Source organism: Streptomyces sp. NPDC029138 (genome assembly GCF_055564375.1).
This window is the reverse complement of sequence record NZ_JBVHWM010000003.1, coordinates 275,074-291,993: the sequence shown is the minus strand read 5'-3', so window position 1 is coordinate 291,993 and position 16,920 is coordinate 275,074. Positions and strand designations below refer to the sequence as shown.

Genomic DNA, 16,920 nt, shown 5'->3' with positions numbered 1-16,920 from the left:
CGCGGACACGGTGGGCGCCGCAGGGCGGGCGGTGGGGATCACGGGCGATGACGCGTCGCCGCCCGGCGGACTCAGCGGCTCTTGAGCCACTGGCCGAAGGTGTGGTGGCCGACGTGGGCGGCCGGCCCGGGAAGGAGGACCCGCTCCTCGAGCACCGCGCCGAAGAACGGGGCCTGTGCGTCGGCGATCACCGGGCCGGGCCGGTCCAGGGAGGCCAGCAGCTCGCCGGTGACGTCCTCGAACCGGAGTTCTTCGGGCCCGGCTGCCTCGAGCACCCCGAACTGCGGCAGGCCCACGGCGACATGGGCGACCGCCGCGGCGACATCGTCCGTCGAGACCGGACGCAGCAGCACCGGGGGCACGTGCACACCGTCGGGCCGGGTGCCGGCCGTGGCGGCGGCCTGCACGGACTCGTAGAACGGCGTGGCGCGCACCACGGAGTACGGAACGGTGGTGCGCCGCACCAGATCCTCCTGCGCCGCCTTGGCCCGGAAGTAGCCCGAGCCGACCCTGTCGGCGCCCACCACCGACAGCGCGACGTAGTGCTCGACTCCCGCCGTGGCGGCGGCCTTGAGGAGGTTGCCCGTCGCGGTGGTGAAGAACGCCGTGGCGGCCTCCTGCCTGCGTGAGGGCGCGTCGGTGACGTCCACGACCACCTCGGCGGCGCGCAGCGCCCGGTCGAGGCCATGACCGGTGCTGACGTCGACCCTTTCTCCGCGGGAGACCGGCACGACCTCCACCCCATGGTCCCGAAGCCTGGCGACGGTCCTGGAACCGATCAGACCGGTGGCACCTACAACGACGACTCTCATCTGGGTCTCTTCCGTCCAGGGGCCGATGACCCCGCTGGGTGTCCGTCGAAGGCGGTGGCGGACGTCGGCGTGCCACCGTGCTCATCACACCTAGACAGGATGGGTCCGGATGTTGTGACACCACGCCCGCTGCCGGGTGCCGGGTGCCGGGTGCCGGGTGCCGGGTGTCGGAGGCCGCGGCCGCCGCCCCATGTCACAGAACCGCCGGGCATTTGGTCAGGAGGGCGAGCGGTCTTCACGACCGGACATGACCACGTGCACGGCGGAGGATGTGCCGCCCGGACACGGTGGAACCACGGAAGGTGCGACTCAGTGTCGGAGAACTCACAGCACGCCCACCACGGCCACGACGGGCACGGTCACGGAACCGGCGGCGAGGACGGTCCGAGCTGGACCCGAGCGGCGAAGATGCTCCAGGACGCCTCGCCGATCACCATTCCCGAGGGCGCCTCGGCGATGACCATCCACGTCCAGTGGGAGCCCGGTGACCCCGGCACCCCGCCGCACCGCCACTCCGGCCCGGCGTTCGGCTATGTCATCAAGGGCGCGGTCCGTTTCGAACTCGAGGGCGAGCCCGAGCGCATCATCGAGGCCGGTGGGACCTTCTGGGAGCCGGGTGGCGACGCCATCCACTACCAGGACGGCAACGCCCTCACCGACGAGAGGACCGAATTCGTCGTCACCATGATGTGCGCCCCCGGCAAGCCCATGCTGGAGCTGGTCGACGAGCAGGAACTCAAGGAGCGCGCCCACCTGCGCGCACCGCGGCCCACCGCCTGACCCCGGAGGTCCGGTCGCCGTCCGCTGCCCCACGGCGGCGGGCGGCGGCATGCCCGCGCTGTGTGTCAGGGGCCGGATCACCGTGCTCTGTGACACGAAGTGCCGGCCGTCCACGCGACAGGCGGGGCCCCACGCCCGTGACACCCCGGCGGTAACCGGTGTCACGGGCGCGGGGCCCCGCCTGTCGGTGTCACCTACTCCACGAAGTACGAGTCGTGCTTGTCGAAGAACGCGGCACGCTCCTCCTCCGAGGCGTGCGCCAGTTGCGACACCTGCTCGAAGTACTCCTCGCGCGGGGCGCCCGGGGTGAACAGGAGCAGCATGTCGGCCGGGGCGTCGGAGTCGTTCCGGAAGGCGTGCAGCCCGCCCTGGGGCACGTGCAGGAAGTCTCCCTTGCGCGCGTCGACCCACTCCACACCGTTGAACAGACGCACCGTGCCGTCCAGGATGTAGAACGATTCCGAGATCCGCTTGTGGAAGTGCGTCTTGGGGCCGCCCGCCCTGGGCCGCATCTCCACCCGGTACAGCCCGAACTCACCCCGCGTGGTACCGGTGGTCGCCAGATAGTGGGTGGCGTCCTTCCCGGTACCGCTCTCACCGATGTCCGGCGGTGTGGTGGCCGGTCGGAAGACGGCGCTGACCTCACCGTTCTCTCCCCAGTACTTCTGCTCCGGGTACGGGTACGACATATCTGGATCCTTTCCTGCGGCCGACGCGTGGTGACGCGCCGGCGTGAACCGCTGAGCAGCGGTCCTCTCTACAACGAGACCGGTGGGCATCCGCCGGTGTGACAGCCGGGGCCCGGGCCGGGTGTCATTCGGCGGCCTGGTTACGGGTGAAGCGGGACACCAGCGGCGGTTCCATCAGCCAGCCGTGTGTCCGCCCGTGCAGCGGACGAGAAGCCGCGGCGGTCTGCCGGAGTGTGCCGAAGGCCACCGACGCACCGATGGCCAGCAGGCCCGCGCACAACGGCATGGCCCGGCTGAACGACGTGTCGAAGGCCGCGTCCGACCGGTAGGCGTCCGGTCCCATCCCGACCAGCAGGGGCAACGCCGCCACGGACACCAGCCCGGCCGCCCGGGCCGCGGCGTTGTTGATGCCGCTGGCCAGCCCGGCGTTCGAGGCATCCACCGAGGACAGCAAGGTCACGGTCAGCGGAGCGACCATGACGACCATGCCGGCTCCCATCACCAGCAGGGCGGGGAGGACGTCGTGGAGGTAGGACGCGCCCGGACCGACCCGCAGCATCATCAGCATGCCCGCTCCGCACACCAGCGGGCCGACGGTGAGCGGAGTCCGCGGCCCCAGTCGCTGGGCGAGCATCCCTGAGTGGGACGAGAACAGCAGCATCAGCGCGGTGTTGGGCAGCATGGCCGCCCCGGCTGCCAGCGCCGAGTACCCGACGACGATCTGTAGTTGCAGAGCGGTCAGGAAGAAGAACCCGCCCGTGCCCGCGTAGATGCTCAGCGTGATCAGGTTGACAGCGGTGAACTGCCGGGACGAGAAGATCGACAACGGCATCATCGGGTCGCTGCTGCGCCGTTCCACGCGGAGGAACACGGCACCCGCCGCAATGCCGGCGACGGCCGCGCCGACGGCCACCGGTCCGCCGTCCCGGGCCTCGGTCAGCGCGTAGGTGACCAGGGCGAGCGCCAGAGCGCCCAGGACGGCGCCGGGGATGTCGAAACCGGTGCGCCGCCGGCTCCCCGCGCCGGCCGTGACTGCCCCGTCCGTCCGGGGCGTGCCCGCGGACTCGGGGACGTGGCGCAGCGCGATGGGCACGCACAGCAGCGCCGGGAGGATGCTCAGCAGGAAGGCCCAGCGCCAGCCGGGGCCGTCCACCAGCCACCCGCCCAGGAACGGCCCGAGGGCCGCGCCGATACCGCCGAAGCCCGACCACAGACCGATCGCGCGGGGCCGGTCGTCCGGGTGGAAGGAGGCCTCGATGATCGCCAGTGAGCCGGGTGTGAGCAGAGCACCGCCGACGCCTTGCAGCGCTCGGGCGGCGATCAGCGTGTGGGTGTCCGGAGCCAGACCGCACAGCAGGGAGGCCACCGCGAACCACACCGTGCCCAGGACGAAGATGCGGCGCCGCCCGAAACGGTCGCCCAGGGACCCGCCCAGCAGGATCAGACCGGCCAGGGTCAGCATGTAGGCGTTCACCGTCCACTGGAGCACGGCGAGGTCGGCGTCGAAGTCGTCACCGATGCGCGGCAGCGCGACGTTGGTGACGGTCGAGCCGAGCAGCACCACGCCGGATCCCAGAACGGTGGCCAGCAGGGTCCACCGTCCCCGGGCACCGGCGAGGCGGAGCGGGGCGGAGTCGTCCGGAGTGGGGGAGTGCGTCATGTCGCGTCCTGGCCCGATCCGGCGAAGCCTTCGCGGCCGGCGTACTCCTGCCGTAGGACGCGCACGTCCCGCACGGCCGCCGCGAACGCCTCCGGGCGCTCCTGCGGAAGGTTGTGGCCGGCGTCCGCCACCTTGCGGTGGAGCCGGGGGCCGGTGAAGTGTCGGGCGGTCGAGGAGCCTTCCGCCGCGGGGAAGTTGCCGTCGGCCAGGCCGTCGAGGGTGACGGCGGGAACGGTGATCGGCGGCAGTTCGGCGAGACGTGCCTCAAGGTCCGCGTAGGCCTTGGCACCCGGCGCGAAACCGAGCCGGTGCCGGTACGAATGGATCACGACGTCGGTGTGGTCGGGATTGGCGAAGGCCTTCGCGGCCCGCTCCAGATCCTGCTCGCGGAACGGCCACCTGGGGGAGTTGCGCTTCCAGATGACCCGCGCGACCCCTCGGGGATCGGCGGCCAGACCGGCCCGTCCCCGCTCGGTGAGGAAGTAGTAGAAGTACCAGAAGCCCGCCTCCCGTTCGGGTGCGACGGGTTTCATCGCCGCGCCGATGTCCTGGATGAGGTAGCTGTTGACCGAGACCAGGCCCAGAACGCGCTCGGGCCACAGGGCCGCGGCGACGTTGGCGGCGCGCCCGCCCCAGTCGTGTCCGGCGAGGTAGGCCCGCTCCACGCCCAGGGCGTCCATGAAGGCGACGACGTCGGCCCCCAGAGCGGCTTGCTGACCGGAGCGCGGAGTCGACGCGGACAGGAACGTGGTGGGCCCGTGGCCCCGCAGATAGGGGACGATGATCCGGAACCCGCTCTCGGCGAGCAGCGGGGCGACGTCCGCGTAGCTGTGGATGTCGTAGGGGAAACCGTGCAGGAGCAGCACGGTGTCCTCACCGGCGGAACCCGTCTCGTAGTAGGCGACTTCCAGCACGTCGGTGCTGACTCGTCGCAGAGGGGCGAGTGCGTGGCGTTCTGACATGAGAGTCCTCTGCATTCTGTTGCCCGCGGCGGTCGCTCCGGGCGCCGTGCGGCCGGGCGGACACCGTTCGACCGGACAGGGCGGCGTCCGTCGCTTGGTCGAGGGTCGGGGCGACCAGGCGAGGGACGGTCCGCGAACCGGCCGAGCCGGAGCGGCTGACTCAGCCGAACATGCCGGGCTTGTAGTCACCGGCGGGCTGCCGGTTGATGACGTTGATGCGGTTGTAGGCGTTGATGACGGCGATCAGCGACATCAGCGCGACGAGCTGGTCCTCGTCGTAATGCTTCGTGGCGTTCTCCCATGCCTCGTCCGACACGCCGCCCACGCCGTCCGCGATGCGCGTGCCCTGCTCGGTCAGCTCCAGCGCGGCGCGCTCGGCGTCCGTGAAGACGGTGGCCTCGCGCCACACGGCCACCAGGTTCAGACGCTGCTGTTCCTCACCCGCGGCGGTGGCGTCCTTGGTGTGCATGTCGGTGCAGAAACCGCAGCCGTTGATCTGGCTGGCGCGGATCTTCACCAGCTCCTGAGTGGCGACCGGGAGAGCCGCGTGCACCGCCGCGCCGGCCGAGTTCAGGTGCTTCATGACCTTGCCGGCAAGGGCGTTGCCGAAGTAGTTGATACGCGCGTCCATGACGGATCTCCTCAGGTGTGGAACAGTTACAGCTGACTGACCGGGAGCCACTTCGATCTGTGACATCGTCGGTCGTCGATTCCCTCCCGTCGGACCAGGACGCGGTCCGGATCGGTGCAACACGATCCTCAGCACCGTGTGACGACAAGCATGTGAGGCCCGTCGGCCCGAGGGCGGTCATCCTGGGACCGCAGACACCGGGCACGGCGAGCGCACCATCAGCGAATCCGAGGTGATGACCATGGCAACCGAGAGTGTCCTGCACCCGAGCCTCATCGTCCCGGTCGGGCACGTCGAGCCCGTACCGCGCCGCATCCGGGGCATGATCGGCGGGCGTGTCGCCTTCGACACCCGCCGCGCACTGTACGTCTGGGAGTGGCAGGCCTACCCCCAGTTCAGCATCCCGGTCGAGGACCTGGTGGAAGGTGTGCTCCACGACGACAAGCACACGGAGCACCTCGGTGCCGGCCCGGCGCACCGGCACACCCTGCGGGTCGGCTCGGAGGTCCGGGCGGGGGCGGCGTGGGTCTGGGGAGAGGGCGCCCCGGGACCCCTGCACGACACCGTGCGCTTCGAGTGGGAGGCGCTGGACTCCTGGTTCGAGGAGGACGAGCCGGTCTTCGTTCATCCCAGGAGCCCCTACTCCCGCGTGGACGCCCTCCGTTCCAGCAGCAGCGTCAGAGTCGAGTTGGACGGTGTCGTGCTCGCGGAGGCCCCCAACTGCGTGAAGCTGTTCGAGACCGGCCTCCCGACCCGCTACTACCTCGACCGTGCGACCATCGACTGGACCCGGCTGCGGCACTCGGACATGGTCACCCGATGCCCCTACAAGGGGACGACGAGCAGTTACTGGTCGTTCGACAGCGACACCGCATCCCACGAGGACATCGCCTGGACGTACGACTTCCCGACCATCCACGCCAACCGCATCGCCGGACTGACCGCGTTCTACAACGAGCACGTCGATCTGTACGTCGACGGCTTCCTGCTGCCGAGGCCCACCGACCCCACCCGGCCGGCCTCTGACCAGTAACGCCGGATCAGCGGGCCCTGTGCAGCATCCGCTCGGGAAATGCCGTGGCCGGTGAGCGATTCCGCGCCGTTTTCCCCGGCGCGTCACACATCGACTCCCGGCCCGGTCTCATGAGGTGGAAAGTCTTCCGAAACCCACCACCTCCCGAGGAGTATGCCGTGAGCGACATCATTCTCGAGCCCGCCGCCCAGGAATTCGCCGACGCGGCCGCCAAGCCGCCGCTGCTGTACGAACTCGGTGTCGAGGGCGCCCGTAAGCTGCTCGACGACGTCCAGTCCGGGCCGGTCGAAAAGCTCGACGTGGACGAGAAGTGGATCACTGTCCCCGCCGAGGTCGGTGACGTGAGGGTGCGCATCATCAAGCCCGTCGGCAGCACCGGCGTCCTCCCCGTGATCCTCTACGTGCACGGCGGCGGCTGGGTTCTCGGCAACGCCGGCACCCACGACCGTCTGGTGCGTGAACTGGCGGTGGGCGCGGAGGCTGCCCTGGTCTTCGTCGAGTACGACCGCTCCCCGGAGGCGAAGTACCCTGTCGCCATCGAGCAGGCGTACGCCACCGCCCAGTGGGTCACCACCAAGGGCGCCGAAGAGGGTCTGGACGGTTCGCGTCTCGTCGTCGCCGGTGACTCCGTCGGCGGCAACATGAGCGCCGCCCTGACCCACCTGGCCAAGCGGCGCGGCGACGTGACCTTCCTGCACCAGTCGCTGTACTACCCCGTCACCGACGCGGGGCAGGACACCGAGAGCTACCGGACCTTCGCCCACGGTCCGCATCTGACGGCGAAGGCCATGGAGTGGTTCTGGAACGCCTACACCACCGACCCGGCCGAGCGGGACCAGATCACGGCCTCCCCCCTGCGCGCGACTGCGGGAGATCTCCAGGGGCTGCCGCCGGCGTTCGTCGTGGTCGACGAGAACGACGTACTGCGCGACGAGGGCGAGGCGTACGCCCGCAAGCTGATCCAGGCCGGCGTGCCGACCACCAGCGTCCGCTACAACGCCAGTCTGCACGACTTCATGATGCTGAACCCGGTTCGCGGAACTCAGGCCTCGACCGCGGCGATCGAGCAGGCCATCCATGTCCTGCGCAAGGCCCTGGGTACCGACTGATCGACTGATTCCTCTCCCCCGGCAATTCCGCGGGGAATCCCAGGCATCGGAACGCACCGCGATCGAGCACGGTCGTACGCCCGGATGAGGCGCGTACCTCACCGGCGTTTTCACCGGCGTACTTCACTGGCAAAACGAAAGGCCACTCTCATGAGTGCACAGAAGCCGACCATCGTCCTCGTCCACGGCGCGTTCGCGGACTCTTCCAGTTGGAACGGAGTCGTCGAAAAGCTCCAGTCGCACGGCTACCCGGTGCTGGCCGCGAGCAATCCGCTGCGCGGACTGGCCGGGGACAGCGAGTACGTCAGACAACTCGTGACCTCCATCGACGGCCCTGTGGTCCTTGCCGGCCACTCCTACGGTGGCTCGGTCATCAGCAACGCCGCCGGCGGACTCGACAACGTCAAGGCACTCGTCTTCGTCGCGGCCTTCCTGCCGGACGAGGGCGAGAGCGCGGTCACCCTCTCCGGCAAGTTCCCCGGCAGCACCCTCGGGGAGGCGCTCCACCCGGTACCGGTCACCCTGCCGGACGGCAGTCAGGTCGCGGATCTCTACATCGAGAGGAGCAAGTTCCACCAGCAGTTCGCCGCCGACGTTCCGGAGGAGACCACGGCGGTCATGGCTGCCACTCAGCGACCCGTGGCCGATGTCGCGCTGGCGGAGGGTGCCTCCACCCCGGCGTGGAAGAACGTCCCGTCGTGGGTTCTCGTGGCCACCGAGGACCGGAACATCCCGGCGCAGGCACAGATCTTCATGGCCGAGCGCGCGAAGGCCACCGTGGTGAGCGTTTCCGCCTCCCACGCGGTCAGCGTCTCGCGTCCCGGTGACGTCGCGCGCCTGATCAACGAGGCGGCGCAGGCGACCGGCTGAGCGGCCGGCTCCCAGCGCACCGGACCGGCAGGTGGCCGATCGTATGAGCCGGTCGGCCGCCCGGAGGGCGCGTCGAGGGAGCACGCGCCGACGGCCGTTGCCCACCGGGCGCCTGACGGTCCCCTCTCCGGCACCACCGACTCTGGGAGCGCATCATGAACATGAACAAACAGGCCGCTCGTGGGCTGGTCGACATAGAGGCCTATCTGTACCAGGAGGCTCATCTCAGTGCTGCTCGCCGGCGTGTGACCGCCTTCACCGCAAGGACGGACGGGCTGACCCACGAGCAGAAGAGGGATATCGAGCTGTGGTATCTCGAGGAACAGAGGTACGTGGCCCGCATGGTGACGAAGTACATCGCCGACAGTGTCGGCGCGGCCGAGGCAGCGAACAACATCCGGTTCGGGCGATGGCTGCGCGGAACACTGATCGCCATGGCCGTGATCACCATGGTGACGTTCGTGTGCACGGCAGTCGTCGTGGGATCGGTGGCTTGATTCACGCGATGTGAAACGGAGAGCGCCGCGTTCGGGACAGGCTCGACGTCCTTACCTGGACCGGCGCGGCACGGCACGCAAGTGACGCGGATCATGGGCACGGGAAGACATGGATGCCTCGTGACGACCGATGTTCTCTTGGCGGCATGAACGAAAACCCTGCGGTTCCCTTCCCCACTCCGTCCCACTGGATCGGCGGCCGCCCCCTCCGGGGTTCCGGGCCGTTGATCGACGTGGTGAATCCCGCCGACGAATCGGTGATCGCCGCGGTGCCCGAGGGCACGGTCGAGGACGTGGACAGGGCGGTGGACGCCGCGCTCGCCGCCTTCCCAGGATGGGCGTCGACGTCTCCCCAGCACCGTGCGGCCGTCATGCGGCGCCTGGCCGAGGGCCTTCGGCAGCACTCCGAGGAACTGGCCACCACCATCACGCTGGAGATGGGCGCCCCGATCGGTTTCTCCCGACAGGCGCAGGTGGGATTCCCGGTCGCGTCGACCTTGGCCGCGATCACGACGGCCGAGCGGTTCGAGTGGACGGAGGTGGTCGAGAACTCGCTCGTCATCCGCGAGCCCATCGGCGTGGTGGGGGCCATCACCCCCTGGAACTTCCCGCTTCAGCAACTGGTGACCAAGGTCGTCCCCGCGATGCTGGCTGGCAACACCGTCGTCCTCAAGCCCTCGGAGAACAGCCCACTCAGCGCCCGGATGTTCGCGGAGATCGCCACCGAGGCGGGTCTCCCAGACGGTGTGTTCAACGTGGTGCAGGGCACCGGACCGGTCGTCGGCGAGGCACTCTCCCGCCATCCGAAGATCGACATGATCTCCTTCACCGGGTCCACCCGCGCCGGCAGAAGCGTCTCCGTGGCCGCCTCCGGCACGGTCAAACGCGTCGCACTCGAACTGGGTGGCAAGGCGGCCCACATCGTCCTCCCCGAGGCCGACCTCGACTTCGCGGTCCATCGCGGTCTGGCTTATGCCTGGGCCAACGGCGGTCAGGCCTGCGGCGCCTACACGCGCATGCTGGTGCCCGAGAGCCTTCAGGAGACCGTGGTCGAGAAGCTCCGGGACGCGGCCAAGGAGTACGTCGTCGGTGACCCCGCCGACGAGGGCACACGGATCGGCCCGCTCGCCTCGGAGACCCAGCGTCGGCGCGTCGACGGCTACATCCGGCGTGGCATCGCCGACGGCGCCACGCTCGTGGTCGGCGGCCCCGGCCGGCCGGAGGGCTTCGACACCGGTGCCTACGTCAAGCCCACGGTCTTCTCCGACGTCGACCCCGAGTCCGTCATCGCCCAAGAGGAGATCTTCGGCCCGGTCCTCGTCGTCATCCCCTACGTCGACGACGACCACGCCGTCGAGATCGCCAACGGCACGATCTACGGACTCAACGGTGCGGTGACCGGTGACGAGGACCACGCCGTCGAGATCGCCCGGCGCTTGCGCGTCGGCCAGGTCGATGTCAATGGTGGACCGCACAACTTCCAGGCACCGTTCGGCGGGTACAAGCAGTCCGGCAACGGCCGGGAGATGGGCCGTGCCGGTCTTGAGGAGTTCCTCGAGACCAAGGCGATCACCCGCTGACACACCGCGGCGCCGTCACCCCGGGAGGCGAGCCGGGACCTCGACGCTCCTCCTCGGGGCCACGCGGCCGTGTAGGGACACCCCCTCGCGCGGCCGCCGACGCCGTCACGGATGCCGTCCCTCCGCTCGCGGGGTGTGCGGGACGGCACACTGTTCCGGGGAATGAGTGGTCCCGGCCACGTTGCTCACATGGCCGGTACTTCGTCAAAGCCGCGGTCGAGGCGGCGCGTCCCTCCCGCGAGCCGGTTCCGGACATCCACGGACCGGCAGTCCCATCGGTGACGGCACCGTCCCGTGAGAAAGGACAGCCATGGCAGACCGGGCAGCACTGGCGGCCTTTCTACGCGCGCGCCGCGAGGCCCTCCAGCCGGAGGACGTCGGGCTGCCCCGCGGGCGTCGCAGGCGTACCGGAGGGTTGCGCCGCGAGGAGGTCGCGGCACTCTGCGACATGTCGGCGGACTATTACGGCCGGCTCGAGCAGCCACGAGGTCCCCACCCCTCGGAACAGATGCTCGCCGCGATGGCCCGCGGACTGCACCTGTCACTGGAGGAGCGCGATCTTCTCTTCCAGCTCGCCGGTCACGCCCTGCCTCACCGGGTGCGGCGCGGCGACCACATCAATTCGGGGATGATGCGCATCCTGGACCGGCTGGAGGACACCCCCGCACAAGTGATGAACCACCTGGGCGAGACTCTGAAACAGACCCGCCCAGCGGTGACCCTGCTGGGTGACGAGACGGCCTTCACCGGACTGGAGCGCAGTGCCCACTACCGCTGGTTCACCGACCCGGTCGCCCGCCTGGTCCACCCGGAGGACGACCACACCGAACAGAGCCGTCTGATGGTGGCGGACCTCCATGGCGCCTACATCCGCGACGGCGGCGACTCGCGTGTCGCCGAGCTCGTGGACGCGCTGAACAGGGAAAGCCCCGAGTTCGCCGGCATCTGGCGCGAGCGCCCCGTGCTTGGGCCGTACTGCGCCTCCAAACGCTTCCGGCACCCCCAGGTCGGGACGCTGGAACTGCACTGCCAGACACTGGTCGACCCCGACCAGTCCCAGCGACTCCTGGTCTACACCGCGACACCGGGTACCGAGAGCCACACCAACCTCCGCCTGCTGTCCCTCCTGCCGAACGCCTAGGGGGCGTCCGCACCGGGCAGATCGTGAGGCAGCGCGGCGGTGGTTGCCCGTGGTGCCGTCCTTCGCCGCGCCCAGCACGATGTCGCCGTTGGAGCGGTAGCACAAGCTCCACCAAGCCGGTGGGGGAGCCGCCGACGGCCGTCGAGGACGTCGACGGCGGTGACGCGGCGCCGTTCGACCGGGCGAGTCGAGTGGTGAGCAGTCCGATGACGGCCTGGCCCAGGACGGCGTCGTGGGCGATGGCAGAAGGCTCTGCTGCTCATCCCTGGCGAGCTGGCCGGCTGGGCGTCCCGCCACCTGCCCGAAACGCCGACGGCCTCCCGCGCGGCGGCCCTGTTGCGGGCGGGAACCCACCGTCGGCTCCCTGGGCGCCTACCCGGGCAGCTGCGCGTCGGCCGGGACGTCGTGCATCAACGCGGCCATGTGGGTGGGGATGGGCGGGACGGGTTCGCGGCGCACCCCGGTCGTCGGGGACCACACCAGATTGACTTGCAGGTCGGGGTCGACATCGGGGTAGTCGGACCGGTTGTGACAGCCCCGTGTCTCCCGCCGCTCCAACGCGCACAGAAGTGTCGCGCGAGCGGCGAGAACGGCGGACCTGAGGTCAAAGGCGTCCGCGAGGTCCTGGAAGCCGCCGATGTCGATGTGTACGCCCACGTACGCCATGCGGGCCTCGATCGCGTCGAGCTCGGCGAGCCCGGTGGCGAGCCCGGCCTCGTCCCGGACGACACCGGCGCGCTCCGTCATCAGGTGGCGCACCGACCGTTGCAACGCGCGGAGGTTCTGGTCGCCGTCGGCGGCCACAAGCCGGTTCACGTCCGCCTCAGCGGCGCGAACCGCCGCCGGCGACCGTTGCTGGGAGGTGAGCCTGGCCGAGTACTCCGCCGCGGCCCGGCCGGCGATTCGGCCGTAGACGAGTAGTTCGATCAGCGAGTTCTCCTCCAGCCGGTTCGCACCGTGCAGACCACTGGCAGCCTCCCCGATCACGAAGAGCCCGTCGACATCGGTGCTCTGGTCCTCGGGCCGTACCCAGACACCGCCCATGGAGTACTGGGCGGTCGGCGCGACCTCGACCGGGTCACGGGTGATGTCGAGCATCTGCAGGTCCAACAGCGTCTGGTGCACCCGCGGCAGCCGCGTCAGGACCGTCTCACGCGGCAGGTGGGACAGGTCGAGCCACACGCCGCCGGCCTGGGTGCCGCGGCCCTCCTTGATCTCCGTGTAAGACGCCGGCGCGACCCTGTCGCGGTTGCAGAGCTCCATTCGCTCGGCGTCGTAGCGTGTCATGAACCGCTCACCGAGGTTGTTGAGCAGGACCCCGCCCTCGCCGGGTGCCGCCTCGCTGACGGGCGTGCCGGCCGCGCTCTCCGGGCTGATCAGCCCGAAGGGGTGGAACTGCACCAGCTCGGGGTCACGCAACCGGGCGCCGGCCTCGACGGCGAGTCGGAAGGTGTCGCCGGTGTTCTCGCCTCGACGCGACGACGAACGCCGCCAGATGCGCGTGTGCCCTCCGGTCGCGAGGATCACGGAGTCGGCGTGCACGAGGTAGCGCGAGCCGTCGACGAGGTCGAACCCGTAGGCACCGAAGACCGTTCCGTCGTCGACCAGCAACCGGGTGACGTACACGTTCGACAGGACGGGAACGGCGAGCTGCTCGGCGCGTTCCCGGAGCGCTCGCCGCACCTCCAGGCCGGTGTGCTCGTCGGCGAACGCGGCACGGCGGTACGTGCGGTCGCCGAACTGGCGCCGGGTGGTTCCGCCGCGGCCCTGGGGGTCGAGACGCAGGCCGTAGCGCCCCACGTCGTGGAATCCCTGCGCGGCGTGACGGGCCACGACCTGTGCGGTGCGTGGGTCGGCCAGCAAGTGCCCTTCCCGCAACGTGTCGGCCGCGTGCCGTTCCCACGTGTCTTCGGGACCGGTGGTGGGGGGTGCCTCAGTCGAACATCCAGATGTCGTAACAGTGTGGACATCGTCAGCCGTGCGTTTGGCCACCGCGATGACCGCGATACCGGCCTCGGCGACTTCGATGGCCGCTCGGAGGCCTGATCCACCGGCTCCCACTACGAGGACGGACGTGGCGAGCTGGTGTCCGAGCGAAGACATGGGACCTCCTGCGACGGCGGACGGGCGAGATCATGGGCAGTGGTCGACCGGACAGCGGCCTCGTTTGTGACGGCGTCGGAGCAACTTTTGAAGTGGAGTCCGTCACAACAATCCGACACAAGGTGTGGGGCTGGCCCAGGTACCGTTGTGAGGATCGCTCCGACAACCCGTCGTGGGAGCTTTACACCCCGGATTCCTCTAAGGAGCCGCGTCGCATGATCGCCAGCCCGTTTCCCCACCTGGTCGGCCGGCATCGCGAGTGCGCGGCGCTCGACGACCTGCTGGCCGGGCTGCGCGAAGGTGGCTCGCGCGTACTGGTGGTCCGTGGCGAGGCCGGAATCGGGAAGTCGATACTTCTGGAGTACGTGGCATCGCAGGCGTCACGGGTGAAGGTGGCCCGGGCGCACGGCATCGAGGCCGACATGGAGCTGCCCTACGCGAGCCTGCACCAACTGTGTGCGCCGTTCCCGGAAGAGCTCGACGAACTGCCGGAACCTCAGCGCGACGCCCTGCGCGTGGCATTCGGGATGGCGGCCGGAGACCCGCCCGACCGCTTCTTGGTCGGCCTCGCCGTGCTCACTCTGCTCACCCGGGCCTCGGAGAGCCGACCGGTGCTCGTCCTGGTCGACGACGCTCAGTGGCTGGACCAGGTGTCGTTGCAGACCCTGGAGTTCGTGGCCCGGCGACTGCTCGCCGAGGCGGTCGCGATGGCGTTCGCGGTACGCGACCCCGAGGGACAGGATGCGCTCAATGGCCTGCCGGCACTGCGGATCGGCGGTCTCGACACCGTCGCGGCCGGAGAACTCCTTCAGGCCGCCGTCGGCGGGCGGCTGGAGAAGCGGGTCCGGGACCGGTTCGTGGCCGAGATGGGTGGCAACCCCCTCGCGCTGCTCGAATTCTCCCGCGGCCGCAGCGCCGCCGAGCTGGCGTACGGCCTGGACTCGTCAACTTTCCGGAGCGTCCAGGCGCCGGTCGCTAGCCGTGTCGAACGGGACTTCGCCAGCCGGCTCGGTTCGCTGCCGGCGGCGACCCGGACGTTGCTGCTGATCGCCGCGGCGGAACCGGTCGGTGACGCGCGCCTGCTGGTCCGCGCGGCCGCCTCCCTCAAGATCACCCCCAATGCCGCACCGGCCAAGGCGGCCGGCCTGATCGAGTTCGGTGAGTCCGTACGGTTTCGGCATCCGTTGGTCCGTTCGGCGGTCTACCACGGAGCCGAGCCCGAAGAACGCCGGGCGGTGCACCGAGCTTTGGCCGAGGCCACGGACCCGGTCCTGGACCCCGACCGGCGTGCCTGGCACGCCGCCCAGGCCGCCGACGGACCGGACGAGGAGGTCGCCGCAGGGCTGGAGCGGGCCGCCGACCGCGCGCGGCAGCGCGGCGGCATCGCGGCCGAGGCGGTACTGCTGGAGCGCGCGGCCGAGGTGACGCCGGACCCGTGGCCGCGAGGACGTCGAGCCCTCGCGGCCGCAGAGGCCCACTTCTCCGCCGCCGCGCCCGATCGGGCGACGGAGCTTGCGACGGTGGCCGAACTGTGTCCCCTGAGCCCTCTGGACCGCGCCCGCTTGGCGCGCCTGCGGGCCAGGATCCTGTTCGCCCGCAGCCGCAGCGACGAGGCGGCACCCCTGCTCCTCGAGGCCGCCGCACAGTTCACCGCCGCCAGGTCGCCACTGGCGCGGGAGACGTACCTGGAGGCGATCAGCGCGACCATCTTCGCGGGCCGGGTCCACGGTCCGACTGGCGCCCGCGCCGCCGCGATCGCGGCCCGCGGGTCCGGGGCGCCCCCCTCAGGCTCCAAGGCCGCCGACCTGCTCCTGGACGGTGTGGCCGCGCTCCTCGCCGACGGTTGTGAGGCCGGTGTCCCGGCACTGCGCGGCGCGCTGGAGCTGCTCGCGCACGAGGAGCTCGGCACCCGTGAGGCGACCGTGCGCTGGCTCCTGCTGGCACCAGTCGCGCTGGAGTCGTTCATTCACTACGCCTGGGACCTGCACGCGTGGGACGTGCTGTCGAGTCGTGCGGTGCGCCTGGCCCGCGACATCGGAGCGCTCGGCGTGCTGCCACCGGCCCTCATCTACGCCGGCGGGGTGCACATCCACTACGGTGATTTCGCCGAGGCGGCCCGGATGATCGACGAAGCCGACGCGCTCGCCGCCGCGACCGGCCACGCCCCGCACAAGTACGCGACGCTCGTCCTGGCCGCGTGGCGAGGCGAGGCGGACGTCGCCGCCGGCATCATCGAAGAGGCCCGGCAGAGTGCCGAACAGCGCGGCGAGGTGTCCCTACTGGGCGCCATGGGCTACATCCAAGGCGTGCTGTTCAACGGCCTGGCACGCTACGAGGAAGCCCTGGAGGCCGCCCGCACGGCCATCGAACACGACGGGTTCAACTTCACCGGCCTGTCGCTGGTCGAACACGTCGAGGCCGCCACCCGGTGCGGTGAGCCGGAGCAGGCCCGCGCCTCGCTGGCCCGGCTGGTCGAACTCACCCGTGCCGCCGATTCCGGATGGGCCCATGGCGCCAGCGCCCGCAGCCAGGCCCTCCTCGCCGACGGTGACGGGGCCGACCGCCTGTACCGGACCGCGATCGAGGAGTTCGGCCGCGGCGGTGTGGCCGTGGAGGTGGCACGCACCCACCTCCTCTACGGCGAGTGGCTGCGCCGCAGCAACCGCCGCTCGCTGGCCCGGGAGCACCTTCGCACGGCTCACGAGATGTTCGACGGGATGCCGGCGCACGCGTTCGCCGAGCGAGCCCGCCGCGAGCTGCTCGCCACCGGCGAGCACGTCAGGGTGCGGGAAAGGACACCGACGAGCGTCCTCACCCCGCAGGAGTCGCAGGTCGCGACGCTGGCCGCCGACGGCATGACGAACGCGAAGATCGGCGCGGAGCTGTTCATCAGTCCGCACACCGTGGAGTGGCACATGCGGAAGGTGTACACGAAGCTCGGTATCAACTCGCGTCGCGCACTGCCGGGTGCCCTCGCGAGTAACCCGGCCGAGGACACCAGCAACGAGGGCGCGGTGCGGACCGGCTGAGGGCTGGTGCCGGGCCCCGGGTGA

The 16,920-nt window shown here is 70.3% G+C and carries 14 protein-coding genes; 8 read left to right on the top strand and 6 right to left on the bottom strand.

Going from position 1 to position 16,920, the window contains the following annotated elements; genetic code table 11:
• Window positions 1–71 precede the first annotated feature (71 nt).
• Window positions 72–812 carry an SDR family oxidoreductase gene (locus ACZ4WH_RS05325; RefSeq protein WP_468176801.1) on the bottom strand — a complete coding sequence of 247 codons (741 nt, stop codon included), beginning with the start codon at window positions 810–812 and terminating at the stop codon, window positions 72–74.
• Window positions 813–1,124: 312 nt separating this feature from the next.
• Between ACZ4WH_RS05325 and ACZ4WH_RS05320 the strand changes: the two genes are divergently transcribed.
• Window positions 1,125–1,592, top strand: a complete 468-nt coding sequence (locus ACZ4WH_RS05320; protein ID WP_468176799.1) for a cupin domain-containing protein — start codon at window positions 1,125–1,127, stop codon at window positions 1,590–1,592.
• A gap of 194 nt (window positions 1,593–1,786) precedes the next feature.
• Here ACZ4WH_RS05320 and ACZ4WH_RS05315 read toward each other — a convergent pair whose 3' ends face one another.
• From ACZ4WH_RS05315 to ACZ4WH_RS05300, 4 genes are all read right to left on the bottom strand, one after another.
• Window positions 1,787–2,281: a cupin domain-containing protein gene (locus ACZ4WH_RS05315; RefSeq protein WP_468176797.1), complete on the bottom strand. Its 495-nt coding sequence runs from the start codon at window positions 2,279–2,281 to the stop codon at window positions 1,787–1,789.
• 124 nt (window positions 2,282–2,405) lie between these two features.
• Window positions 2,406–3,941 (bottom strand): MFS transporter, encoded by a 1,536-nt coding sequence (locus ACZ4WH_RS05310; protein WP_468176795.1) that lies wholly within the window; start codon window positions 3,939–3,941, stop codon window positions 2,406–2,408.
• On the bottom strand, window positions 3,938–4,903 hold the full coding sequence (locus ACZ4WH_RS05305; RefSeq protein ID WP_468176793.1) for an alpha/beta fold hydrolase: 966 nt from the start codon (window positions 4,901–4,903) through the stop codon (window positions 3,938–3,940). The genes ACZ4WH_RS05310 and ACZ4WH_RS05305 overlap by 4 nt, the downstream gene beginning before the upstream one ends.
• A 160-nt stretch (window positions 4,904–5,063) precedes the next feature.
• Entirely contained in the window at window positions 5,064–5,534 is a 471-nt protein-coding gene (locus ACZ4WH_RS05300) for a carboxymuconolactone decarboxylase family protein (RefSeq protein ID WP_468176791.1), read from the bottom strand.
• Between the two features lie 241 nt (window positions 5,535–5,775).
• On the opposite strand from ACZ4WH_RS05300, the gene ACZ4WH_RS05295 reads away from it, so the two are divergent.
• The 6 genes from ACZ4WH_RS05295 to ACZ4WH_RS05270 all read left to right on the top strand — a co-directional run bounded on the left by ACZ4WH_RS05295 (window position 5,776) and on the right by ACZ4WH_RS05270 (window position 11,764).
• Window positions 5,776–6,567, top strand: coding sequence for a DUF427 domain-containing protein (locus ACZ4WH_RS05295; RefSeq protein ID WP_468176789.1), 792 nt, complete (start codon window positions 5,776–5,778; stop codon window positions 6,565–6,567).
• Between the two features lie 158 nt (window positions 6,568–6,725).
• Entirely contained in the window at window positions 6,726–7,676 is a 951-nt protein-coding gene (locus ACZ4WH_RS05290) for an alpha/beta hydrolase (RefSeq protein ID WP_468176787.1), read from the top strand.
• 150 nt (window positions 7,677–7,826) lie between these two features.
• Window positions 7,827–8,546: an alpha/beta fold hydrolase gene (locus ACZ4WH_RS05285; RefSeq protein WP_468176785.1), complete on the top strand. Its 720-nt coding sequence runs from the start codon at window positions 7,827–7,829 to the stop codon at window positions 8,544–8,546.
• A gap of 155 nt (window positions 8,547–8,701) precedes the next feature.
• Window positions 8,702–9,043 (top strand): hypothetical protein, encoded by a 342-nt coding sequence (locus ACZ4WH_RS05280; RefSeq protein WP_468176783.1) that lies wholly within the window; start codon window positions 8,702–8,704, stop codon window positions 9,041–9,043.
• Window positions 9,044–9,156: 113 nt separating this feature from the next.
• Window positions 9,157–10,623, top strand: a complete 1,467-nt coding sequence (locus ACZ4WH_RS05275; protein WP_468176781.1) for an aldehyde dehydrogenase family protein — start codon at window positions 9,157–9,159, stop codon at window positions 10,621–10,623.
• Between the two features lie 310 nt (window positions 10,624–10,933).
• On the top strand, window positions 10,934–11,764 hold the full coding sequence (locus ACZ4WH_RS05270) for a helix-turn-helix transcriptional regulator (RefSeq protein WP_468176779.1): 831 nt from the start codon (window positions 10,934–10,936) through the stop codon (window positions 11,762–11,764).
• A gap of 372 nt (window positions 11,765–12,136) precedes the next feature.
• Here ACZ4WH_RS05270 and ACZ4WH_RS05265 read toward each other — a convergent pair whose 3' ends face one another.
• Window positions 12,137–13,867: an FAD-binding protein gene (locus ACZ4WH_RS05265; protein WP_468176778.1), complete on the bottom strand. Its 1,731-nt coding sequence runs from the start codon at window positions 13,865–13,867 to the stop codon at window positions 12,137–12,139.
• A 215-nt stretch (window positions 13,868–14,082) separates the two neighbouring features.
• Here ACZ4WH_RS05265 and ACZ4WH_RS05260 point away from each other — a divergent pair, with 215 nt between their 5' ends.
• Window positions 14,083–16,896 (top strand): helix-turn-helix transcriptional regulator, encoded by a 2,814-nt coding sequence (locus ACZ4WH_RS05260; protein WP_468176776.1) that lies wholly within the window; start codon window positions 14,083–14,085, stop codon window positions 16,894–16,896.
• The last annotated feature ends 24 nt before the right edge of the window (window positions 16,897–16,920 follow it).